General features: G+C 58.8%; 22 protein-coding genes. 15 read left to right on the top strand and 7 right to left on the bottom strand.

Annotated features, from left to right (window positions below):
• Positions 1 to 20 precede the first annotated feature (20 nt).
• Positions 21 to 1,997 (top strand): methyl-accepting chemotaxis protein, encoded by a 1,977-nt coding sequence (locus I6L35_RS10050; RefSeq protein ID WP_216980172.1) that lies wholly within the window; start codon positions 21 to 23, stop codon positions 1,995 to 1,997.
• Positions 1,998 to 2,056: 59 nt separating this feature from the next.
• Here I6L35_RS10050 and rfaH read toward each other — a convergent pair whose 3' ends face one another.
• From rfaH to metN, 4 genes are all read right to left on the bottom strand, one after another.
• Positions 2,057 to 2,557 (bottom strand): transcription/translation regulatory transformer protein RfaH, encoded by a 501-nt coding sequence (gene rfaH, locus I6L35_RS10055; protein ID WP_058057235.1) that lies wholly within the window; start codon positions 2,555 to 2,557, stop codon positions 2,057 to 2,059.
• 96 nt (positions 2,558 to 2,653) lie between these two features.
• Complete coding sequence (gene metQ / locus I6L35_RS10060; RefSeq protein ID WP_005339072.1) at positions 2,654 to 3,454, bottom strand: methionine ABC transporter substrate-binding lipoprotein MetQ; 801 nt, start codon at positions 3,452 to 3,454, stop codon at positions 2,654 to 2,656.
• A gap of 25 nt (positions 3,455 to 3,479) precedes the next feature.
• Positions 3,480 to 4,133 carry a methionine ABC transporter permease gene (locus I6L35_RS10065; protein WP_005339070.1) on the bottom strand — a complete coding sequence of 218 codons (654 nt, stop codon included), beginning with the start codon at positions 4,131 to 4,133 and terminating at the stop codon, positions 3,480 to 3,482.
• The gene (gene metN, locus I6L35_RS10070; RefSeq protein ID WP_005339067.1) at positions 4,114 to 5,157 is read right to left on the bottom strand and encodes a methionine ABC transporter ATP-binding protein MetN; all 1,044 of its coding nucleotides are present in this window, start codon (positions 5,155 to 5,157) and stop codon (positions 4,114 to 4,116) included. The genes I6L35_RS10065 and metN overlap by 20 nt, the downstream gene beginning before the upstream one ends.
• A 504-nt stretch (positions 5,158 to 5,661) precedes the next feature.
• Between metN and I6L35_RS10075 the strand changes: the two genes are divergently transcribed.
• A complete protein-coding gene (locus I6L35_RS10075) occupies positions 5,662 to 6,117 on the top strand; it encodes a hypothetical protein (RefSeq protein WP_216980173.1) in 456 nt (151 codons plus the stop codon).
• 104 nt (positions 6,118 to 6,221) lie between these two features.
• Here the strand turns inward: I6L35_RS10075 and ppgK are convergent, their stop codons facing one another.
• Both ppgK and queG read right to left on the bottom strand, forming a co-directional pair.
• Positions 6,222 to 6,962 carry a polyphosphate--glucose phosphotransferase gene (ppgK, locus tag I6L35_RS10080; RefSeq protein WP_111900698.1) on the bottom strand — a complete coding sequence of 247 codons (741 nt, stop codon included), beginning with the start codon at positions 6,960 to 6,962 and terminating at the stop codon, positions 6,222 to 6,224.
• A gap of 109 nt (positions 6,963 to 7,071) precedes the next feature.
• On the bottom strand, positions 7,072 to 8,226 hold the full coding sequence (queG, locus tag I6L35_RS10085; RefSeq protein WP_216980174.1) for a tRNA epoxyqueuosine(34) reductase QueG: 1,155 nt from the start codon (positions 8,224 to 8,226) through the stop codon (positions 7,072 to 7,074).
• Between the two features lie 60 nt (positions 8,227 to 8,286).
• On the opposite strand from queG, the gene I6L35_RS10090 reads away from it, so the two are divergent.
• From I6L35_RS10090 to I6L35_RS10135, 10 genes are all read left to right on the top strand, one after another.
• The gene (locus I6L35_RS10090; RefSeq protein ID WP_216980175.1) at positions 8,287 to 9,798 is read left to right on the top strand and encodes an NAD(P)H-hydrate dehydratase; all 1,512 of its coding nucleotides are present in this window, start codon (positions 8,287 to 8,289) and stop codon (positions 9,796 to 9,798) included.
• A gap of 10 nt (positions 9,799 to 9,808) precedes the next feature.
• Positions 9,809 to 10,282 (top strand): tRNA (adenosine(37)-N6)-threonylcarbamoyltransferase complex ATPase subunit type 1 TsaE, encoded by a 474-nt coding sequence (tsaE, locus tag I6L35_RS10095; protein ID WP_005339056.1) that lies wholly within the window; start codon positions 9,809 to 9,811, stop codon positions 10,280 to 10,282.
• A gap of 23 nt (positions 10,283 to 10,305) precedes the next feature.
• Complete coding sequence (locus I6L35_RS10100; protein ID WP_254204557.1) at positions 10,306 to 11,997, top strand: N-acetylmuramoyl-L-alanine amidase; 1,692 nt, start codon at positions 10,306 to 10,308, stop codon at positions 11,995 to 11,997.
• A gap of 283 nt (positions 11,998 to 12,280) precedes the next feature.
• Positions 12,281 to 14,149: a DNA mismatch repair endonuclease MutL gene (gene mutL, locus I6L35_RS10105; protein WP_216980269.1), complete on the top strand. Its 1,869-nt coding sequence runs from the start codon at positions 12,281 to 12,283 to the stop codon at positions 14,147 to 14,149.
• Positions 14,139 to 15,068 (top strand): tRNA (adenosine(37)-N6)-dimethylallyltransferase MiaA, encoded by a 930-nt coding sequence (gene miaA / locus I6L35_RS10110; protein WP_216980177.1) that lies wholly within the window; start codon positions 14,139 to 14,141, stop codon positions 15,066 to 15,068. Before mutL ends, miaA begins: the two co-directional genes overlap by 11 nt.
• Positions 15,069 to 15,140: 72 nt before the next feature.
• Positions 15,141 to 15,404: an RNA chaperone Hfq gene (gene hfq / locus I6L35_RS10115; RefSeq protein ID WP_216980178.1), complete on the top strand. Its 264-nt coding sequence runs from the start codon at positions 15,141 to 15,143 to the stop codon at positions 15,402 to 15,404.
• Between the two features lie 63 nt (positions 15,405 to 15,467).
• On the top strand, positions 15,468 to 16,754 hold the full coding sequence (gene hflX / locus I6L35_RS10120; protein WP_005339043.1) for a ribosome rescue GTPase HflX: 1,287 nt from the start codon (positions 15,468 to 15,470) through the stop codon (positions 16,752 to 16,754).
• A gap of 91 nt (positions 16,755 to 16,845) precedes the next feature.
• Positions 16,846 to 17,997, top strand: a complete 1,152-nt coding sequence (gene hflK / locus I6L35_RS10125; protein WP_216980179.1) for an FtsH protease activity modulator HflK — start codon at positions 16,846 to 16,848, stop codon at positions 17,995 to 17,997.
• A 3-nt stretch (positions 17,998 to 18,000) separates the two neighbouring features.
• On the top strand, positions 18,001 to 18,885 hold the full coding sequence (hflC, locus tag I6L35_RS10130; RefSeq protein WP_005339038.1) for a protease modulator HflC: 885 nt from the start codon (positions 18,001 to 18,003) through the stop codon (positions 18,883 to 18,885).
• 105 nt (positions 18,886 to 18,990) lie between these two features.
• A complete protein-coding gene (locus I6L35_RS10135; protein WP_100646711.1) occupies positions 18,991 to 19,179 on the top strand; it encodes a DUF2065 family protein in 189 nt (62 codons plus the stop codon).
• A gap of 81 nt (positions 19,180 to 19,260) precedes the next feature.
• On the opposite strand, the gene ispB is transcribed toward I6L35_RS10135, so the two are convergent.
• Complete coding sequence (gene ispB, locus I6L35_RS10140; protein ID WP_019444890.1) at positions 19,261 to 20,232, bottom strand: octaprenyl diphosphate synthase; 972 nt, start codon at positions 20,230 to 20,232, stop codon at positions 19,261 to 19,263.
• A 242-nt stretch (positions 20,233 to 20,474) separates the two neighbouring features.
• On the opposite strand from ispB, the gene rplU reads away from it, so the two are divergent.
• The 3 genes from rplU (at position 20,475) to cgtA (ending at position 22,454) form a co-directional block, all read left to right on the top strand.
• Positions 20,475 to 20,786 carry a 50S ribosomal protein L21 gene (gene rplU / locus I6L35_RS10145; RefSeq protein ID WP_005304210.1) on the top strand — a complete coding sequence of 104 codons (312 nt, stop codon included), beginning with the start codon at positions 20,475 to 20,477 and terminating at the stop codon, positions 20,784 to 20,786.
• Between the two features lie 17 nt (positions 20,787 to 20,803).
• Entirely contained in the window at positions 20,804 to 21,061 is a 258-nt protein-coding gene (gene rpmA, locus I6L35_RS10150) for a 50S ribosomal protein L27 (RefSeq protein ID WP_005304202.1), read from the top strand.
• A 190-nt stretch (positions 21,062 to 21,251) separates the two neighbouring features.
• Positions 21,252 to 22,454, top strand: coding sequence for an Obg family GTPase CgtA (cgtA, locus tag I6L35_RS10155; protein ID WP_216952928.1), 1,203 nt, complete (start codon positions 21,252 to 21,254; stop codon positions 22,452 to 22,454).
• The last annotated feature ends 305 nt before the right edge of the window (positions 22,455 to 22,759 follow it).

A 22,759-nucleotide genomic window follows, 5' to 3' on the forward strand; every position in this document is an offset into this window, starting at 1 on the left:
CCGTTTGAACAAGGATGTTCATGAAAATTTCAAACAAGTTGCTGCTCAGCTTCGGTTTTATCAACCTGCTGATCCTGCTCTCCTCCACGCTGGTCTATTACCGGCTGACCCAGATCAATCAGGCCCAACACACCCTGCTGGAGCAGGCGCTGCCCGCCCTGCAGCGGGATGAGGCGAGTCAGAAGGCGCTGGTTGCCACTGTTTCAGCCCTGCGTGGCTATCTGATCCTCGGCAAGGATCCGGTTCAGGCTTCTCGCCTCAAGCAGGAGTGGGACTCGGCCTGGCAGGCGATTGCCCATCAGACGTTCAGTCAGGCGCTCGCCAAGTCTCTCGAGACCTTCAAAAGCCATCAGGAGAAAGTGTGGACCATCGCCCAGAGTGAAGAGAATCTGCCCGCTCACACCCTGATGCTGCAGGAGGCTGGGCCACTGGCGGAGGCGGCGCTCGATCAGCTGCAATCCTTTGCCAATGAGGAGGTCGCAACCCCGCAGGAGCAGCTCACAGGGGATCGCCGCATGCTGCTCAAACAGGTGGGGGATGCCTATAACAGCCTCGCCAACGCACTCTCTGCCCTGCGGGATTTTCTCATCTCCGGCGATCCCGAATACCGCAGCAAATATCAGGATTACTACCAGTTCCATCAGCAGCGGGTGGCTGAGGTGAAACAGCAAGCCGCGCTCTTTACCGAGACCCAGCGCGGCCTCTGGCAGCTGTTTGAAGAGATGGCGAGTCCCTTCTCCGAGCTGGTTGAGCAGGTGATCGAGAAGCGCCAGGCACCGGATTGGGATCAGGCCAATTACCTGATGGCCACCGACATCGAACCGATGCAGTCCAACCTCAGCGAGCAGCTGGTCCAGCAGGTGGGGAAAACCCGTGCCGAGGTGGATCAGATTTCGGCGCAAATGACTCGTGCCGGGAGTGCCATCAACCAGACACTGCTGTTGGCTACCGGCAGCGCCATTGTGCTTGGTATGGTAGTCGCCTGGCTCTTCAGTCGTCGTCTGACCCGTGACATTGCCAGCTTGGTGACCAGGGCAGGACAGGTTGCGGATGGCCGACTGGCGGCCGATCCCCTGCCCATCACGGGGCAGGATGAGTTGGGAGAATTGACTGGTTCCATCAACCGGATGTCTGCCCAGTTACATCATCTGGTCGGGGAGTTGCAGGGGGCAGTGGGGCAGGTCGAGGTGGCCTGTCTCGATGTGGGCAGCACCACCAGAGCCATAGTGGCGGATCTGACGGAGCAGGATCAGCGGGTCGATGCGGTGGCGGCGGCTATCGATCAGATGTCGGTCAGCGCCCGGGATGTGGCCGGCCATATCGCCGCCGCGGCAGGTGGCGCCCAGCAGGTGCAACACCAGACTCGTCAGGGAGAGGCCGCGCTGGCGCGGATGACCGACGCCATGCAGCAGATTGCGGCCATGATTGGGCAGGCCAACGAGGCCATGGGGCTGCTGGCACATCAGAGCGAACAAGTTGGGCAGATCACCGAGGTGATCGCCACGATAGCGGAGCAGACCAACTTGCTGGCCCTCAATGCGGCGATCGAGGCGGCGCGGGCAGGTGAGCAGGGACGCGGTTTTGCGGTGGTGGCCGACGAGGTGCGCCAGCTGGCGACCCGCACCCATCAATCCACCGCCGAGATCAGCCAGACTATTGTGGCCATCTCCCAGCAGACTCGCCAGACGGTGAGCACCGTCAGCAGCGGCACCCGGTTGGTAGAGCAAGGGCGGGATGCAGTCGGATTGGTGACCGATACCCTGAGTGCCATGAACCAGCTGGTGCGGTCGCTGTCGGGCCAGCTGGAGGCCATTTCGGTGGCAACCGAGCAGCAGTCGCGGGTGGCCGCCGAGGTATCCGGGACGGTCGACGACATTGCCGGGCTTAGTCGGCAATCCTGTCAGCGCAGTCAGCAGGGGGAGGAGATCGTAGCCAGACTGGCTGGCGATACCGGCAAGCTGAAGGCGGTCATCGCCCGCTTTGATCTTGATGCGTGAGATGGCGGGAGTATCCCGCCATTGCTATTGCCATGCACCGGGCCGTCTGGCCCGTGGGTTTAGTCCAGACGCCTGAAGGTGTGGTTGTCGAAGCTGCTGGTGGTCTCCCGGTTGAGCAGGCTGACCAGCAAAATCGCCCGTTTCTCTCCATCCGGCTCCATATAGATGGCTTCGAAGCCGGCAAGCGGCCCCTCTTCAATCAGCACCTTGTCGCCCGAGCAGGGCAGGTTAGCGTAGCTGGCTCTCGCCTCATCGCTGTCATCGCGACTCATCAGCTGATAGACCAGCTTGCTGCTGATGGGGGTCCATTCACTGCCAAAGTGGATGATCCGGCTGATGCCGCGGGTCGATTTCAGGGTGACCGGTGTTACCTCTTCCAAATCGACAAAGATAAACAGATAGTTGGGGAACATGGGTTCCCGTACCGGAACTCGCTTGCCCCGGCGCAGCTTCTCGATCTCCACCATGGGGTAATAGGATTCGATACCCTGGGCATCGAGGTGGGCGCGGGCGCGGGCCTCTTCTTTTGGCTTGCAGTAGGCCAGATACCATTTTTTCATGTTATGAGTATGTTCGTGTTGCCGTGCTCGCGGATATGATAGCGGCGCCAATAAAAAAGGCCACGCATTGCGTGGCCTTTTTTGCCGAGTGAGCAATTACCAACCTTTTACCAGGCCGCCTTTGAACAGCTCGAGACCTTTCTTGTAGACATCATCGGTCTGGAAAGCTTGTACGAACTGTTTGACCTTCTCGTCATCCTTGTTGTTGTCGCGGGCGACGATCAGGTTGACGTAGGGGGACTCTTTGTCTTCAACAAACAGGCCGTTTTCAGTCGGGGTCAGACCAATCTGGCCGGCGAAGGTGTTGTTGATGATAGCCAGATCCACATCTTCCAGCGAACGGGGCAGCTGGGCTGCTTCCAGCTCGACAATCTTGAAGTTGCGCGGGTTGCTGGCGATATCCAGCACGGTTGCTTCCAGACCGGCGCCATCCTTCAGGGTGATCAGACCCTGTTTGGCCAGCAGGATCAGGGAGCGGCCCAGGTTGGTTGGATCGTTCGGTACCGCGATCTGGGCGCCATCTTGCAGCTCGCTCAGCGCCTTGATCTTCTTGGAGTAACCGGCGATCGGGTAGACGAAGGTGTTGCCAACCGGCACCAGCTTGAAGCCGCGATCACGTACCTGTGCATCCAGATAGGGTTTGTGCTGGAAAGCGTTGACGTCGATGCTGCCATCGTTCAGCGCCACGTTCGGGGTGACGTAGTCGGAGAAGTTGACCACCTCGACTGTCAGACCGTATTTCTCTTTGGCTACCTTGGCAGCCACTTCAACCAGTTCGGTCTCCGGGCCGGCAATAGCGCCCACTTTCAGAACCTTGCTCTCTTCTTTTTGACCGCAACCGGCCAGAACCAGACCAGCCAGCAGGGCAGCCGCAACGGATTTGATGCCAAATTTCATAAAACCTCCTGTCAGAAATCGACGATTAACGATGATCACATTTGTTGACCAGGCGCTCACCCGCGCTCTGGATAAGTTGAACCAGTACTACCAGGATAACCACGGTCACCAGCATGACGGTCGGGTCAAAGCGCTGATAACCATAACGAATACCCACATCCCCCAGACCACCGCCACCGATGGCCCCGGCCATGGCCGAGTAGTTCACCAGAGTGACGAGGGTAATGGTGACGCTGTTGAGGATGCCGGGCAGAGCCTCGGGCAGCAGCACCTTGGTGATTATTTGCAGCGGCTTGGCGCCCATGGCCTTGGCCGCTTCCAGCAGGCCGTCCGGCACTTCCATCAGGGCCCCTTCCACCAGACGGGCGATGAAAGGGATGCAGCCGACAGTCAGCGGCACGATGGCGGCGATGGTGCCGATACTGGTGCCGACAATCAGCCGGGTTAGCGGAATGATGGCGACCAGCAGGATAATAAAGGGCACCGAGCGACCCACGTTGACCACCATACCCAGAGTACGGTTGAGCAAGGGGTTGGCCAGGATCTGGCCCGCCTTGGTCACGTGCAGTGCCACGCCGAGCGGCAGACCCAGCAGGCAGCCGAACAGGGCGGAGGCAAACACCATGATCAGGGTGTCGCCCAGGGCCGTGATGAGCAGATTAATCATGGCTTCGGACATAACCCATTACCTCCAGCTGAATGTGGTTGTCGATAAGGAACTGCTGGGTGGCCTCGCACTGGGCTTCATCCCCGAACAGCTCGGCCAGCAGGAAACCGAATTTGACGCCACCGGCGTACTCGATGTCCGCGCTCAGAATGCTGATGTCGATATTGAAACGGCGGCTCGCCTCGGAGATCAGCGGCGTGTCGACCGTGCTGCCGGTAAAGCCAAGCTTCACCAGCGGGTAGCTACCCGGCACCCGCTCGCTGCTCATCCGATCCTGATACTCCTGCGGTACCTCCAGATGGATGGTAGAGTGGATGAAGTCACGTGCCAGCTGGGTTTTGGCATTGCTGAAGAACCAGGCCACTTCGCCCTGCTCGATCAGACGGCCGTCGCTGATGATGGCCACTTCGTCACAGATCCCCTTCACCACGTCCATCTCGTGGGTGATGAGCAGGATGGTGAGCCCCAGCTTGACGTTGATCTCCTTGAGCAGGGTCAGGATCGAGCGGGTGGTCTGCGGGTCGAGGGCCGAGGTGGCCTCGTCGCAGAGCAGTACCTTGGGGGCCGGAGCCAGTGCGCGGGCAATGGCGACGCGCTGCTTCTGACCGCCGGAAAGCTCGGACGGATAGGCCTGGGCACGGGCTTCCAGCCCGACCAGCGCCAGCAGCTCGGCAACCCGTTGCTGGATCTTCTCTTTGCTCCAGCCTGCCAGCTCCAGCGGAAAGGCGATGTTGGCAAACACGGTGCGGGAGGCAAGCAGGTTGAAGTGCTGGAAAATCATCCCGATCTGGCGGCGAGCCTGGGTCAGATCCCGTTCGCTCAGGGCGACCAGATCCTGGCCATCAACGATGACTTGACCCTCTGTCGGGCGCTCCAGCAGGTTGACACAACGAATGAGGGTACTCTTGCCGGCACCGGAGGCACCGATCACCCCGAAAATTTTGCCTTGGGGTACATGCAGACTCACATCACGCAGGGCGTGCACGGCATCACTGCCTGTACCGTAGACTTTGTTGAGACCGATCAACTTAATCATGGATTCTTCCGTGCTAACAGCCTTAAAGCACAGGGCGCTACAGGCGGGAAAATTGGGCAGAGGTTCCACTGGGTTACTCTGTCATCATGGAGGATGATGCTAAGATGTCTGGATGGCCATGTCAACGCATGTTTTTACGTCTAGACGTCTAAAAAAGTGATAAGGATTTCTGTCAGGCGGATAACGATCAGAATGGTATTGTTGCTCATCCAGATCCTGTTTCGTCCCTGCGGCAGATAACCGAATTAAAGATGGTTTATGCCGGGTAAGGCTGGTTTTATTAGTGTGTTAGCCCGTTTCTGTTCACATCTGCTGTCTAGCTTAATGCTCCTCCATCGTTACACAAATTGCTGCACAAATCGTTCCCTATTCGTGACCGGATCACCTGATCGCCACTTTGTCGGTGTCAACCTTGATGCAGCGCAAGAGGGGCTCGGATAGGGATTGGGTCGGTGGCGCCGGTTTTTTATACTGATGTTGTCGACAAGCATGGAGGGCAGTGCGATGAGATTCCAACAGATCAAAGAGTTGCTGCACTATCTTGAGCAGGTTCATCACCAGCTCGGACTCTGTTACGGGCGTTTGACCAGTCAGGTGGACAGCGAACGCAGCCGGATGTTGCTGGTCTATCTGCAAGGGCGTGAGGATGCGGCTAGTGCCCATCTGCACGAATATGCCGCTCAACTGGGAGAGGCGGTCAGGGAAACCTGGCTGGAGCAGGGTTTTAGCGAGGATATGCTGCCTGCCATTACCGGTTGCGAGCTGCCAGCCTCGGCTCAAACCGGGGAGATCCTTGCGCTGGTTTGTCGCTGGGAGGAGCAGCTGGTCGGTGAGTTGGGTCATCTGGCCCGGGAGTGCCCGACACCGGCCACCACCGCATTGCTCGAGAATCTGGCCAGGCTGGAGCAGACCCGCCTGACCCGACTGGTGCACGGAGTGCACCGACTCGACGACATGTAGCGGGTGATAAGCGCCAAACTCGCAAGATGACCGCAAAACAAAAGGGCCCGGCAGCAGTGCCGGGCCCTTTCCATTGGTATCTGCTGACTTGCAGTGAGCGTCGGTCAGCCCTGCTGCTCGGCCGCGTAGAGGGCGGCCCCGATAATGCCCGCCTGATTGAGGCTGGCTGCCGGAATAAGCGGCGCCCGTGTCTCGATGCGATCGACAAACTTATCCAGCTTGGCTGCGCTGCCGCCCCCCAGAATGAAGAGGTCGGGGGAGAAGAGAAACTCGAGGCGCGCCAGATACTTGTTGAAGCGCTTGCCCCAGCGGTTCCAGGAGAGATCTTCCCGTTTGCGCGCCGCATCGGAGCAGTAGTGCTCGGCGACCATTCCTTCCAGCATCAGATGGCCCAGCTCGGTGTTGGGCAGCAGATGGCCGTTGACGAAGATGGCGGTGCCGATGCCGGTGCCGACCGTGATGAGGATGATGACCCCCTTGCGATCCTTGCCAGCGCCAAAGCGCATCTCGGCCAGACCGGCGGCATCGGCATCATTCAGCACATAGCAGGGCTTGCCGGTGACATCGGCAAACAGATGTTCGGCATCGGTTTCGATCCAGCTCTTGTCGATGTTGGCGGCACTCTTGGCAACCCCGTTGTGGATGGTGGCGGGAAAGCCGCAGCCCACCGGTCCTTTCCAGTCGAAGTGTTCGACCAGCGCCTTGAGGGTATGGGCGATGGCGGCCGGGGTGGCCGGTTGCGGTGTGGCAATGCGATGGCGCTCGCCAATCAATTCGCCGGTTTTGGTGTCGACCAGGCAACCCTTGATCCCCGAGCCTCCAATATCCACTCCCAACATTTGCATCTGTAATGTCCTTTTAGTGTGCCGACCATGTTGTCTTGATCGCAGGGTTGATCACGACGGGTCGGCAGAGCATGAAAAAAGTGCTGCAATCCGGCAAGGGGCAGATCACTTATGCGTGATCCGACAGACCTTTTTCGATGCAGCGGATCAGCAAACGGGTCTTCTTGTTCTCGTCATCCTGACGCCGGGCAAGGGTGGCCAGCGCCCATTCGATATGTTCGGCCACCATGGGCTCGGCGGTGGTCAGCCCCAGTTGCAGGGCTGCGATCACCTCGGGGGTCGCCGGGCCATTGCCCAGGGCGACTGCCAGATTGCGGCGCCAGCGTTGATAGCCGATGCGGCGGATCGGGCTCCCCTCGGTTTGTTTGAGGAAATCGCTCTCGCTCCAGCACCACAGCGCCAGCAGGGGCGGTCGGTGCAGGCTGGGGCGGGGGCTAAAATCGGGTTCCGGGCTGGCATCGGCGTAGCGATTCCAGGGGCAGATAAGCTGGCAGTCGTCGCAGCCGTAGATGCGGTTGCCCATCAAGGGCCTGAACTCTTCCGGAATTGGGCCGTCATTCTCAATGGTGAGATAGGAGATGCAGCGGCGGCCATCCACCACATAGGGGGCGACAATGGCGCCGGTCGGGCAGATGTTGATGCAGGCGACGCACTTGCCACACTGCTCCTTCTCCACTGGCTGGTCGAGCGGCAGCGGCAGGTTGAGCAACAGCTCACCGAGAAAGAAGAAGGAGCCAGCCGATTCGTTGAGCAGCAGTGAGTGTTTGCCAACCCAGCCTAGGCCCGCCTTGGCTGCCAGTGGCCGCTCGAGGATGGGGGCGGAGTCGACGAAGGGGCGCCACTCACCCAAGGTCTCTTCAGTGCCTTGAAACAGCTCGGCGCAGCGCGCTTCGATGCGATCACCCAGCTGTTTGAGCCGGTTGCGCAGCACCTTGTGGTAGTCGCGACCGAGAGCATAGCGGCTGATATAGCCGAGAGTCGGATCGCGCAGGGTAGCGGCGAAGCCCGCCTCGAACGGTAGGTAGTTCATCCGCACCGACAACACCCGCATCGTGCCCGGCAACAGCTCGTGGGGGCGCGCGCGCATCATGCCGTGGCGCGCCATGTAATCCATGCTGCCGTGATAGCCCGCATCCAGCCAGGCCTGCAATCTCGGCTCTTCGATACGCAGATCGGTGTCGGTGATGCCCGCCTGGTCAAAACCTAGCTCCCGTGCCCAGAGCTTGATATCGTGGGCCAGCTGGTGGAAGTCAGGTGCGCTCATGCGGCTTGACCTGGCCGGTGTTTGCTGGCGTGGGTCGATTGATAAGAGGCGGGAGCCGTCATGGTAGAGATCATCAGGGGCGCGTTGGGCACAAAAGAGGGGAGCAGTTTACCACAGGGGTTGTGGCAGACTGAACAGATCCGCGCACTGGAGCGCAACTGGGCCGCGCGTGAGGGGCAACCTCTCTATGCCCTGATGGAGCGAGCCGGTGCCGCGCTGCGCACCTATGCCACCCTGCATTGGCCCGACAGTCGCTGCTGGTGGATTTTCGTCGGCCCCGGTAATAACGGCGGTGATGGCTATGTGCTGGCCCGCCTTGCCCGCCAGATTGGCATCGAGGTGGTGGTGATTGCCGCCAGAGCACCCGACCAGCTGAAGGGGGATGCCAGACGGGCCGCCGATGAGTGGCTGGCGGCCGGTGGCCGGGTCTGGCTGGCCGAGCAGTTTGATAAGGACCAGCACACCACCCCGGATCTGGTGGTCGATGCCCTGCTTGGCACCGGCGTCAACACGTCCCTCTCGCCACTACTGACAAAGATCGTCGCAACAATCAATGGCTTGGCTGTGCCCGTGCTGGCGGTGGATCTCCCCTCCGGCCTCAACGGCGATACCGGCCGTGCCATGGGGGCCGTGGTGCAGGCCACTCGTACCCTCACCTTTATCGGTATCAAGCAGGGAATGCTCACCGGCGACGGGGTGGATTGTGTCGGCCAGCTCGACTGTGATCCCCTAGGCGTGACGCCTGATGAAGCTATGCTGCCCGCCGCCTGGCGTATCGATTATCCGCAGCTCAGCATGCTGCTGACCCCGCGCCCGCGCGCTTCCCACAAGGGCTCTTATGGCAAGGTGCTGCTGGTGGGGGGCAATCGCGGCATGCAGGGGGCCATCGTGCTGGCGGCTCGCGCCTGCCTGCGGGCGGGGGCCGGGCTGGTGCGGGTGTGTCAGCATCCGGAACATTCGCCGGTCAGCCTCTATCAACCCGAACTGATGAGTCTCACCAGCGCTGATTACGAGGGGGGGGCGTCGGTGCGGGTCATTGGCCCCGGGCTCGGTCAGGATGAGTGGGGAAGAGTACAAATCACCCGTTATCTCACCGAACGGCTGCCACTGGTTTTGGACGCCGATGGATTGAATTGGCTGGCGCAATCTCCCCGCCATCAGGATAATTGGGTGCTCACGCCCCATCCCGGCGAAGCAGCGCGCCTGCTGGGATGCTCCATTGCCGACATTGAAACCGACCGGTTTGCCGCCGTGCAGGCACTGCAGCGGCGTTATGGCGGTGTGGTTTTGTTAAAAGGGGCGGGAACACTTATTTATGACGGCGAGCGGGTCGCTCTCTGTTGTGAAGGCAATCCCGGCATGGCAAGTGGCGGCATGGGCGATCTGTTATCTGGTATAATCGCCGCCCTTTTGGCCCAGGGCTGGTCTGCCACCATGGCAAGCTGGCTGGGCGCCGTGATCCACGGCGAGGCTGCAGATCAGGCCGCCGCTGACGGCGAGCGGGGCATGCTGGCGTCAGACTTGCTGCCGCTGATCCGCAAACTGGTTAATCCCGACACCATTACAAGTTAAAAAGAAGAACATGGCAAAACAGTTGATGATGACACTGCCGGACGAGGCAGCAACCGTGGCACTTGGTGGCCGTCTGGCACAGGCCTGCCAGCAGGCGACTACAGTGTTTTTGCATGGCACGCTTGGCGCCGGTAAAACCACCCTTACCCGCGGCTGGGTGCAGGGCCTTGGCCATCAGGGCAAGGTAAAAAGCCCGACTTACACCCTGGTCGAGCCCTACGAACTCGATGGCTGGCAGGTCTACCATTTCGATCTCTATCGCCTGGCTGATCCGGAAGAGCTGGAATTCATGGGCATTCGGGACTATTTTGCCGCCAATACTCTCTGTCTGGTGGAGTGGTCCGAGAAGGGCGAGGGCTGGTTACCGGCCCCAGACCTGGAAATTACCCTCACCTATGTAGGCGAGCAGCGCGAGGTTCTGATAGAGGCTCGCACTGCTATTGGCGAAGCCATTCTGGAACGGTTGTCATCTACGTGCGCTTGATCCTTGTTATTGCTCTCTCCTTGATGGCATTACCCTCCTGGGCGAATCAGCTCAAGAGTGTGCGAATCTGGCCATCACCGGATAATACCCGGGTGGTGCTCGATATGAGCAGTGCCCCCAACTACAACTACTTCACCCTGGCTGGCCCCGATAGATTGGTGATCGATCTGAAAGGGGCGAGCAACGCTGCCAATCTGGCCCAGGTCGAGAACAACAGCGAGCTGGTGCGCAAGATACGTGAGAGCACTCCGCTGGAGAAGGGTGGCCTGCGGCTGGTACTGGATCTCAGCTCAGCCATCAAGCCGGTGGTCTTTCCGCTGGCACCAGCCGGGCCTTATGGTCACCGTCTGGTGATCGATCTACCTTATGAAGAGAAGCGGTCGGCTGCTGCGGTACAAGCCACACCAGTGGGTGGCAAGGGCAAGGGGGTGGTGATTGCCATCGACCCAGGCCACGGTGGGGAAGACCCGGGCTCCATCGGTCCACGTCGTACCTATGAGAAGCGAGTGACGCTGGCGGTCTCCCAGAAGCTGGCCGCGCTGATCGACCGCGAGCCGGGGATGCGCGCCGTGCTGACCCGTCGTGGCGACTATTTCGTCGACCTCAACAAGCGTTCCGAGATTGCCCGCAAGGCCAAGGCGGATCTGCTGGTGTCGGTCCATGCGGACAGCTTCCATAACTCCACTCCGCGTGGCGCCTCTGTCTGGGTCCTCTCGACCAACCGTGCCAACCGCGAGATGGGAAGCTGGCTGGAGAAGCAGGAGAAGCAGGGTGAGCTGCTGGGCGGGGTTGGCAAGGTATTGGCGGAATCCGATCCCAACCCCTATCTGGCGCAGACCTTCCTCGACCTCTCAATGGACAAGTCCCGTGCCGAAGGCTACGACGTCAGCCGTCAGATCCTGCGCTCGTTGGGCAAGGTTGCCCGACTGCACAAGAAGGCGCCGGAGCATGCCAGTCTGGCTGTGCTGAAGGCGCCGGATATTCCCTCGGTGCTGGTCGAAACCGGCTTTATCTCCAACCATGCGGAAGAGAAGCTGCTGGCCACCTCAAGCTATCAGGATCAGCTGGCCCGCGCCATTTTCGAGGGGATCCGCAACTATTACCGCGCCCACCCGACCAAGGGGGCCATGCTGACCGGCAAGGGACAGGCGAGCAGGCCTGCTGCGACCACTCGCTCTGCACCGGTAGCTTCGCAGCCGGTGAGCCAGCCCAAGCCGGTGCAGTCGCAGCCGGTGGTGACCAACAAGATGCCGGCTACAGTGCGTGACGGCGCTACTGCGACCGGTTCAGGTGCCGGTGTGATCAAGCCCTATTCTGAGGCTGCGCAAGATTCTGGTGCGCCGGTTAGCAATGTGGGCGACTATGACAAATCTCGGATGCTCCGCCATGTGGTCAAACGTGGCGAGAGTCTCTCTCGCCTTGCCGAGAAGCATGGAGTGAGTCAATCCACTTTGGTAGAGATCAACCAGCTGCGCAGCCGGGATATTCAGATTGGTCAGACCATCTATATTCCCCAGCAGGGGCAGAGCCGCGCTGCCGCCCCCGTTCGCAGTGATGACAAGTCGCAGATGATCCGCCATGTGGTCAAGCGGGGGGAGAGTCTCTCCCGCCTTGCCGAGAAGCATGGGGTGAGTCAGGCGCGACTGGTAGAGATCAACAAGCTCAAATCGCGGAATATTCAGGTAGGGCAGGTACTCTACATTCCGCAAAACTGACGCGCGGGAGCGGGTGATACCGCTCTCGCTGTTAGCCAATACCATCAGCAAGATTGAAATTCAGGAGCAAGTGATGCCGCTCCGTATATTACCCCCTATCCTGGCCAACCAGATTCCGGTTGGTGGAGAGGTGGTGGAACGGCTCTCTATCCGCAAGATTGAAATTCAGGAGTAAGTGATGCCGATCCGTATATTGCCCCCTATCTTGGCCAACCAGATTCCGGTTGGTGGAGAGGTGGTGGAACGGCTCCCTATCCGCAAGATTGAAATTCAGGAGTAAATGATGCCGATCCGTATTTTGCCACCCATTCTGGCCAACCAGATTGCAGCCGGAGAGGTGGTGGAGCGGCCCTCTTCTGTGGTGAAAGAGCTGGTGGAGAACAGCCTGGATGCGGGGGCCGACCGGGTCGAGATCGACATCGACAAGGGGGGCGCCAAGCTGATCCGCATCCGTGACAACGGCTGCGGTGTCGCCAAAGATGAGCTGGTACTTGCGCTGTCGCGTCATGCAACCTCCAAGGTGGCCACGCTGGATGATCTGGAAGGGATCAACAGCCTCGGTTTTCGTGGCGAGGCGCTCGCCTCCATCAGCTCTGTCTCCCGTCTCACCTTCACCTCCCGCACCGCCGAGCAGTCCGAAGCCTGGCAAGCCCAGGCGGAAGGGCGCGAGATGAGCGTCACCATCAAGCCTGCGGCCCATCCGGTGGGCACCACGGTGGAGGTGGTGGATCTCTTCTTTAATACACCCGCGCGGCGCAAATTCATGCGCAGCGAAAAGACCGAGTTTGCCCATATTGACGAGCTGGTGCGCCGCATCGCGCTCTCCCGCTTCGATGCCACCCTGATCCTGCGCCACAATGGCAAGGTGGTGCGCCAGTACAAGGCCGCCAATACCGTGCCGGAGCAGGAGCGACGTCTCGCCGCCGTTTGCGGCACCCCCTTCATGCACCATGCGCTGGCGGTAGAGAGCGAGCATAGCGACGTGCGTCTGTGGGGCTGGCTGGCAACCCCGGAGGGGGCAAGACCGCTGAACGACCTGCAATACACCTACGTCAACGGTCGGATGATGCGTGACAAGCTCATCAATCATGCCATTCGTCAGGCCTATGACGAGCTGCTGCCCGCTGACCGTTTTGCAGCCTATGTGCTCTATATCGAGCTGGATCCCCGTCAGGTGGATGTCAACGTCCACCCGGCCAAGCATGAGGTACGGTTTCATCAGGCGCGGTTGATCCACGACTTTATTTTTCAGGCGCTGTTTACTGCGCTGCGTCGCGAAGGGGTCAGCGCCGCTCATCAGGACACTCCGCTGGCCGAAACCCTGGTCGAGCTGCCGGTCAGCCCGCAGATCGAATATCCCGGTCAGGCTCCGCGTACCGAGTGGTACGGTGCCGAGCACAGCTACCGGGCACCTGCACAGGTGCGGGAAGGGAACGGTGGTGGTGCAGGCCGAGCCAGCAACTATCAACCGCCCGAGCCCCCAAGCCGGGAGGCGATGCGCGGCATGGGCGCTCTGCTCACTACGCTTCCTATCGCAGCTGAGGCTGCTCCTGCGCAGCCCACTGATCCAGTGCCGTCACCCAAACAGGGGGGATGTCGTGCCCTGACACTGGTGGAGCAGGCCTACCTGTTGATCGAGCGTGATAATCAGCTGGCGCTGCTCTCGCTGGTACGCGCCGAGCGGGTACTGCTGCGCCACTGGCTGCTGGAGACCTGGGGCCAGGGACTGGCTGCCCAGCCGCTGTTGCTGCCGGTCTCCTTCAAATTGCCGAAGAATTTGATCGCGCTGGTGACCGAGCAGGAACGTTTGCTGAAACGGATGGGGCTGGAGTTGAAAAGCGGGGGGCGCGACACCATGATCCTGACTCGGGTGCCGGCTCTGCTGCGCCAGACCGATCTGGTGCGTCTGTTACCCGAATTGCTGCAAATTATCGAGGGCGGATCTGACAGTGATGCTGGTCAGCAGGCTGAAGTATTATGCCAATGGCTGGTGGAGCAGGGGATAAGCCGCGAGAAGATATACGATTTTTCAACTGCCAGTCGTCTGCTGACGGAACTTGTAGCCGCTCACGCTGACCAACTGACAGATATTCGCATGGTACGCCCGCTTTCATTGGCGACCGTGCTGGAGGAGTTTGAACATGGCGAGTGACTTGCCGACCGCAATTTTTCTGATGGGGCCGACGGCCTCCGGCAAGACGGATCTCGCCATTGAACTGTGTCAGGCATTGCCTTGCGACATCATCAGCGTCGATTCTGCGCTGATCTATCGTGGCATGGATATAGGTACGGCCAAGCCGACTGCCGATGAGCTGGCACGGGCCCCGCACCGGCTGATCGACATTCTTGATCCCGCAGTGAGCTATTCTGCGGCCGATTTTTGCAAGTATGCCCTGCGGGAGATGAAAGAGATCGCCGATCGCGGCCGCATTCCGCTGCTGGTGGGCGGTACCATGCTCTATTTCAAGGCGTTGCTGGAGGGATTGTCTCCGCTGCCCTCCGCCGATCCCGCCATTCGAGCCGGGATTGAGGAAGAGGCTGCCCGCCTCGGTTGGCAGGCGCTGCACGATGAGCTGGTACGCATCGACCCGGTGGCCGGGGCGCGGATCCACCCCAATGATCCGCAGCGACTCTCCCGGGCGCTGGAGGTCTACCGCATCAGCGGCAAGACCCTTACCGAGCTGACGCAGGTGCAGGGGGAGGGCTTGCCCTATCGGGTGCTGCAGTTTGCCATCGCCCCGAGCGATCGTGCCTTGCTGCATCAGCGTATCGAACAGCGCTTTGACAAGATGCTGCAAGGTGGCTTTGAACAGGAGGTTCGTGCGCTGATGGCGCGCGGCGATCTGACCCCGGATCTCCCCTCCATTCGCTGTGTGGGTTATCGCCAAATGTGGGACTACCTGTGCGGTGAAGTGGGGTATGATGAGATGCGTTATCGTGGCATTGTTGCCACACGCCAATTGGCAAAACGACAGATGACCTGGTTACGCGGCTGGCCCGACGTGACCTGGTTGGAATCTGGTGAGTCTGGCAATCTCGACCGCGTGCTTGCTCGCGCTGGTGCGGCTTGACACTCCCTGTATAATCAGGTTGTTATATTGATATTCGGTGTTTAAAAACAACAAACTATAAGGAAAAGAAAAATGGCTAAGGGGCAATCTCTCCAAGACCCGTTTTTGAATGCGCTGCGCCGTGAGCGGATTCCTGTTTCTATCTATTTGGTGAACGGCATCAAACTGCAAGGTCAGATCGAGTCTTTTGACCAGTTTGTTATCCTGCTGAAAAACACCGTGAGTCAGATGGTTTACAAGCACGCCATCTCGACTGTCGTACCGGCCCGTGCCGTTAATCATCACCAGCCCACTCCGGGTGGCGCGGCTGATGATCAGGGTGATGCCGAGGCGTGATATCCCTGGGCGAGTCGACTCGCCAACTCAGATTCATCATGATTCCTGTTAAGGAGCAAGCGCTTGTTTGACCGTTATGAAGCTGGCGAACAGGCCGTTCTGGTGCATGTCAACTTCAGTGATGAGGGTGAGCGGGAGGATCTGGAAGAGCTCAAAATGTTGGTGAGCTCGGCCGGAGTCAATGCGCTGGGGGTGATCACCACCAGTCGTAGTGCGCCCAGCGCCAAATTTTTTGTCGGCAGCGGCAAGGCTGAAGAGATTGCGTCCCAAGTCCAGATGCTGGATGCCGACGTCGTTATCTTCAACCATGCCCTGACCCCTGCCCAGGAGCGCAATCTGGAGCGTCTGTTCCAGTGCCGAGTGGTGGACCGAACCGGCCTGATCCTCGATATCTTTGCCCAGCGCGCCCGAACCCATGAAGGTAAACTGCAGGTCGAACTGGCCCAGTTGCGCCATCTTTCCACTCGTCTGGTGCGAGGCTGGACCCACCTTGAGCGTCAAAAGGGCGGGATTGGTCTGCGTGGTCCGGGTGAAACCCAGCTTGAAACTGACCGACGTCTGCTGCGGGAACGCATCAAGGCGATTTTGCGTCGGCTCGACAAGGTGGCCAAGCAGCGGGAGCAGGGACGCCGCGCCCGCAACCGCAACGAAGTGCCGACGGTGTCACTGGTTGGTTATACCAACGCCGGAAAGTCCACTTTGTTCAACCAACTTACAGCTGCCAGCGTGTATGCTGCCGACCAATTGTTCGCAACTCTGGATCCTACCCTGCGTAAACTGGTGATCCGGGATGTGGGTGATGTGATTTTGGCGGATACAGTTGGATTTATTCGACACTTGCCCCATGATCTGGTCGCGGCCTTCAAGGCGACCCTGCAGGAGACCCGTGAAGCGGATCTGCTGCTGCATGTGGTGGACTGTGCCGATGAGCAGATGCAGGAGAATATCGACTCCGTGCAGCAGGTATTGGCCGAGATTGAAGCCGATGACAGGCCCCAGCTGATGATCTGCAACAAGATTGACAAGCTGGCGGATCGTCCGGCAGGTCTGGAGCGAGATGACGAGGGGCGCCCGTTGCGCGTCTGGTTGTCGGCCCAGACTGGTGAAGGTTGTGAGCATCTGTTTACGGCGCTGACCGAATTGCTGGCTGGCTCCATGGTGCATCACACCCTGCAGTTGCCTCCTTCTGCCGCGAGATTGCGCAGTGCGCTCTATCAGCTGAAAGGGATTGAGCAGGAAGGTTTTAGCGAGGAGGGTGATTTCGTGCTGGAAGTCCGCTTGCAAGTGGCCGACTGGAACCGCCTCGTGAAACAGGAAGGTGAGAGTTTACAACGCTTTATCAGGCATTGATTCGTCGATGAAGATGAACCCTTAGGGGCTTCTCAACGTATGATGGCCCGATAGAGATGATATCCATCCGCATGTATTAATGGAGACGCTGATGGCTTGGAATGAGCCTGGTAACAACGGCAAAGACCGTGACCCTTGGGGGAATAACGGCAAGAATCAGGGACCCCCTGATCTGGATGAAATGCTGCGCAAAGTGAGTCGCCGTTTCGGTGGCTTGTTTGGTGGCGGCAAATCTGGCGGCGATGTAGGTCGCTTTGGTATCTCCATCGCGCTGGTTGTCGCTGTGGTGGTGTGGGTCGTCAGCGGCTTCTACACCATTCGCGAAGCGGAGCGTGGTGCCGTGCTGCGGTTTGGCAAGTTTTCCCATATTGTCGAGCCGGGCCTGCGCTGGAAGCCGACCTTTATCGATCAGGTGATCCCGGTGGACGTCGAGTCCGTGCGCTCCCTGCCTGCCTCCGGTTTCATGCTGACTCAGGATGAGAACGTGGTACGGGTCGAGATGGACGTGCAGTACCGTGTCGTCAATCCCGAGCAGTATCTGTTCAGCGTGACCAATGCCGACGAGAGTCTGGGTCAGGCCACCGATAGCGCCCTGCGCTACGTGGTGGGTCATACCCGGATGGATGACGTCCTGACTACCGGTCGTGAGAAGGTGCGTCAGGAGACCTGGCAGGTGATCGATGGCATCATCGAGCCCTACCAGATGGGTCTGCAGATCGTCGATGTCAACTTCCTGCCGGCGCGTCCGCCGGAAGAGGTGAAAGACGCGTTTGATGACGCCATCTCCGCTCAGGAAGATGAACAGCGTTTCATTCGTGAAGCAGAAGCCTATGCCCGTGAAGTGGAGCCCAAGGCCCGTGGCCAGGTGAAGCGTCTGGAGCAGGAAGCGGAAGCTTACAAATCCCAGATCGTGTTGAAAGCCCAGGGTGAAGTTGCTCGCTTCAACGAGCTGCTGCCCCAGTATCTGGCTGCCCCCGAGCTGACCCGTGAGCGTATCTATCTGGAAACCATGGAAGAGCTCTATCAGCAGGCCAACAAGGTGGTGGTCGATATGCCGGCTGGCAACAACAGCATGATCTACCTGCCGCTCGACAAGCTGTCTGGCAAGCCGAAGGCTGCCCAGTCTGATCGTGCCACTGTCGGCCCGGTCACAGAGCAGGTCCCCGTTTCCAACGAGGGTGCCAACTCAACCCCGACAATGCCGCTGCGTAGCGGTGACCGCTTCAGCTCAGGGAGAAACTGATAGATGAAAAAGCTAGCTATTGGTGCAATCGCTGTCGCGGCCATGGTCTGCTTCTCCTCTGTCTTTATCGTTGATGAAGGTCAGAAGGGGATTGTGGTGCAGTTTGGCAAGGTGAAGCGGGTTGACTCCGGTGAACCCCGCCTCTATGAGCCGGGCCTGCACTTCAAGGTGCCGCTCATCGACCAGGTTCGCAAGATGGATGCCCGCATCCAGACCATTGACAGCCAGGCCGACCGTTTTGTCACCTCCGAGAAGAAAGACCTGATCATCGACTCCTACGTGAAGTGGAAGATTGAGGACTTCTCCAAGTACTACCTGGCAACCGGTGGTGGCAACAAGCTGCAGGCTGAAGATCTGCTCAAGCGCAAGATCAACAACGGTCTGCGTTCCGAGATTGGTAACCGTACCATCAAGGACATCGTCTCCGGTGAGCGCAGTACCGTGATGGAAGATGCCCTGAAGAAGATGGCGCGCTCCTCCGAGCTCGGTATCAAGGTGGTGGATGTACGGATCAAGCAGATCAACCTGCCGGTGGAAGTCTCCAACTCCATCTACCAGCGGATGCGCGCCGAGCGTACCGCTGTGGCCCGTGAGCACCGCTCTCAGGGTCGCGAAAAGGCTGAAATCCTGCGTGCCGATATCGACCGCAAGGTGACCGTCATGATCGCCGACGCCGAGAGTAACGCTCGCCAGCTGCGCGGTGAAGGGGATGCGGAAGCCGCCAAGATCTATGCCGACAGCTACAAGAAAGACCCCGAGTTTTTCAGCTTCGTGCGTAGCATGGAGGCCTATCGCAAGAGCTTCGCCGGTGGTAACGACCTGATGGTATTGAAGCCGGACAGCGAGTTCTTCCGTTACCTCAAGTCTCCTCACGGCACCAAGCAGTAATCGCCACGAGGTCACATTCAAAGGGTCTGCATTGTCAGACCCTTTTGTTTTTGGTGCCAATGCCAGCCGTTGACCCGAGGGGCTGGTTGCATTGAAGGAGGTCGGATGCTGACATCCATGCTGATGGGGTTGGGATTGCTGCTGTTGTTCGAGGGGCTCGGCCCGCTGTTGATGCCAAGGGCATGGCAGCAGATGTTACGGCTGCTGAGCGATCAGCCACCGGAGCAGTTGCGCCGTATCGGCGGCTCGCTAGTGGTTGCGGGTTGCATGATCCTCTGGATGCTGAGTCGCTGAGTTTGGCGAAATGCACTGTCCAGCAGATAGCAGACAATAAAAAAGAGGCCGAAGGCCTCTTTTTTCATGCATGTCGTTTACTCAGGCACTGCGCTGCACGGCCATGTGGGCCAGTGTTTCCAGCGCCTGTTTGTGCGGGGAGTCAGGCAGGATGGCTAGGGCGGCAATGGCCTTGTCGGCCTCTTCCCTGGCACGCATGCGGGAGTACTCCAGCGCGCCAGTGCGGTCGAGAATGCCAAGGATCTGCTCAAGATGCTCCATGCCGTTGCGGTGCTCGATGGCATCGCGTACCAGCTGGCGCTCTTCCGGCGTACCCACTTCCATGGCGCGCAGCAGCGGCAGGGTCGGTTTGCCTTCGGCCAGATCGTCGCCGACGTTCTTGCCCATCTCTTCGCTCTGGGAGCAGTAGTCCATCACGTCATCGATGATCTGGAACGCGGTGCCCAGATACTTGCCGTAATCGGTCATGGCCTGCTCGACGGGCTCGGGCTGATGGGTCAGCACGGCGGCGAGACGGGTGGCGGCCTCGAACAGCTTGGCGGTCTTGCAATAGATGACCGTCATGTAGCTCTCTTCGGTGGTATCCGGATCGTTGCAGTTCATCAACTGCAGCACTTCCCCTTCGGCGATGGTGTTGGTTGCATCCGAGAGGATCTCCATCACCCGCAGGTTGGAGAGTTCGGCCATCATCTGGAAGGAGCGGCTATAGAGGTAGTCACCGACCAGCACGCTGGCAGCATTGCCAAACATAGCGTTGGCGGTCTCCCGGCCACGGCGCAGGTCGGATTCGTCGACCACGTCGTCGTGCAGCAGGGTAGAGGTGTGAATGAATTCGATGATGGCGGCCAGTTTCAGGTGATCCTCACCCTCATAGCCCAGCGCACGCGCAGCCATCACGGTCAGCATGGGGCGCATCCGTTTCCCGCCGGCGCTGACAATGTAGAAACCCAGCTGATTGATCAGACTAACGTCGGACTGGAGTCGGGCCAGGATCAGTTCATTGACCGCCGTCATGTCGGCGGCACAGAGCGCACGGATAGTCTGTTGGTCCATAAGTCTCGTAACGTGACAGCAGCAATAACTGCGATTTTAGTAATGGCAGGGATTCTACACGATTTCACAATGGGTTACAGTTAGGCGTTTATCCACGGCGGCAGATATGCGCACAAAATAAACTTTTTGCGAAAATGGCCTTGCCTGAGCAGATCGATTTGCGTAGAATGCCCGCCCATTGTTATAGGTTTTTGCGCATGTCTAGCCTTGAGCAAAAGACATGCCTTTACGGAGTTAATCAAATGTACGCGGTATTCCAAAGCGGCGGAAAACAACACCGTGTGGCCGAAGGTCAAATCGTTCGTCTGGAAAAGCTGAACGTTGAGACTGGCGCTACCATCGACTTCAACGAAGTGCTGATGGTTGCTGCAGGCGACACTTTTAAAGTAGGTGCTCCTTTCGTTGAAGGTGGCAAGGTTGTAGCTGAAGTTGTGGCTCACGGCCGTGGCGAGAAAGTGACTATCGTCAAGTTCCGTCGTCGTAAGCACCACCGTAAGCAAGCGGGCCACCGTCAGTGGTTCACTGAAGTCAAAATCACTGGCATCAGCGCTTAATTAGAGGAGTCCGATAGATGGCACACAAAAAAGCTGGCGGTTCATCCCGCAACGGTCGCGATTCTGAAGCTAAACGCCTGGGCGTGAAGCGTTTCGGCGGCGAAACAGTTCTGGCTGGCAGCATCATCGTTCGTCAGCGCGGTACCAAGTTCCACGCTGGTGAGAACGTTGGTCTGGGCAAGGACCACACCCTGTTCGCTACCGCGAACGGCAAGGTGCAGTTCGAAGTTAAAGGTCCGCTGAATCGTAAGTACGTTAGCATCGTTGCTGAGTAATTACGGACCGCAAGGATCCGAAGCCCCGCCAACAGGCGGGGCTTTTGTTTTTCCGAAATAATGACGAAAAAACGGAACGCAGATGACCCGGGTACCGAGATTGCCCGGAGAGGCAAGATGCGTATCGCCCGCAGGGGTCTGTACCACTATAATTGCGTATCGGTTTTTCGAATTAAGGTGACGGTTACCTATGAAGTTTGTTGATGAAGTCCAGATTCGAGTCGATGCCGGTGACGGTGGTAACGGTTGTGTAAGTTTTCGCCGTGAAAAATATATTCCCAACGGTGGTCCGGATGGTGGTGACGGTGGTGACGGTGGTGACGTCTATCTGGTTGCCGATGAGAACCTCAACACCCTGATCGACTACCGTTTTGAGCGTTTCCATGCTGCCGAGCGTGGCGAGAATGGCCAGAGTGCCAACTGTACCGGTCGTCGTGGCAAGGACAAGATCCTGCGCGTGCCGGTCGGTACCCGTGCAACCGATGACGATACCGGCGAGTTGCTGGGCGACTTGACTCACCACGAGCAGAAGTTGCTGGTTGCCAAGGGCGGTTTCCACGGTTTGGGCAATACCCGCTTCAAGAGTTCGGTCAACCGGGCTCCACGCCAGAAGAGCAACGGCACACCGGGCGAAGTGCGTACCCTGAAGCTGGAGCTGCTGTTGCTGGCTGACGTCGGTATGCTGGGTCTGCCCAACGCCGGTAAATCTACCTTTATTCGCGCTGTTTCTGCCGCCCGCCCGAAAGTCGCTGATTATCCCTTTACCACCCTGGTGCCGAACCTCGGTGTGGTGCGTGGTGAGAACTCCCGCTCCTTCGTGATCGCCGATATTCCGGGCCTGATTGAGGGGGCAGCCGAAGGCGCAGGTCTTGGTATCCGTTTCCTCAAGCACCTCGAACGCTGCCGCGTGTTGATCCATCTGGTGGATATTTGCCCCATTGATGGCTCCGATCCGGCTGAAAATGCCGTGACCATCGTGCGTGAGCTGGAGAAGTACAGCCCGGAACTGGCTGGCAAGCCGCGCTGGCTGGTGTTCAACAAGATGGATCTGATCCTGGAAGAAGAGGCTCAGGAAGTGATGGATCGCGTGAAAGCCGCCCTCAACCACGAAGGGCCGGTCTACGCCATCACTGCCATCAGCAAGGAAGGGACCAAGAAGGTCTGCTACGACATCCTGGATCTGCTGGATACCATGCCCCGTCAGCTGGAGCAGGATGCCAAAGAGGCGATCGAGAAAGTGGAGTTCAAGTGGGACGACTACCACAAGAACCAGCTGGCTAAAGCCGAAGCGGAAGCGCTTGCCGCCTCCATGGCCTTTGACGAAAGTCTCGACGATGATGATTGGGATGACGAAGATGATGATGGTGTGGAAGTGATCTACGTCCGTGACTGATACCCTTGTCTGTCCATTTCATTGATAACCGGAGCCTGAACAGGCTCCGGTTTTTTTATGCCTGTCGAGTAGTGGCTCATTAGGTATGTTTGTGATGCCACTTATTGCCTGCCGTTGATAACTGTTTATACTGCCCATCAAAATTAACAGTAATGAAACAATCGTCTGGCGATGTCGATTGAATCGATATGCGTTTCTGTATCTGATTGTTTTGATGGAAGGTTTACCTGTAAAAATTTTTATGCGCAGATTTATGCATTATGGGCTTGTTTGTGCATTTTTTTGGAGTATTCTTGCGCCCGTTT

This window comes from Aeromonas sp. FDAARGOS 1405 (genome assembly GCF_019048265.1).
Classification (GTDB): domain Bacteria; phylum Pseudomonadota; class Gammaproteobacteria; order Enterobacterales; family Aeromonadaceae; genus Aeromonas; species Aeromonas veronii_A.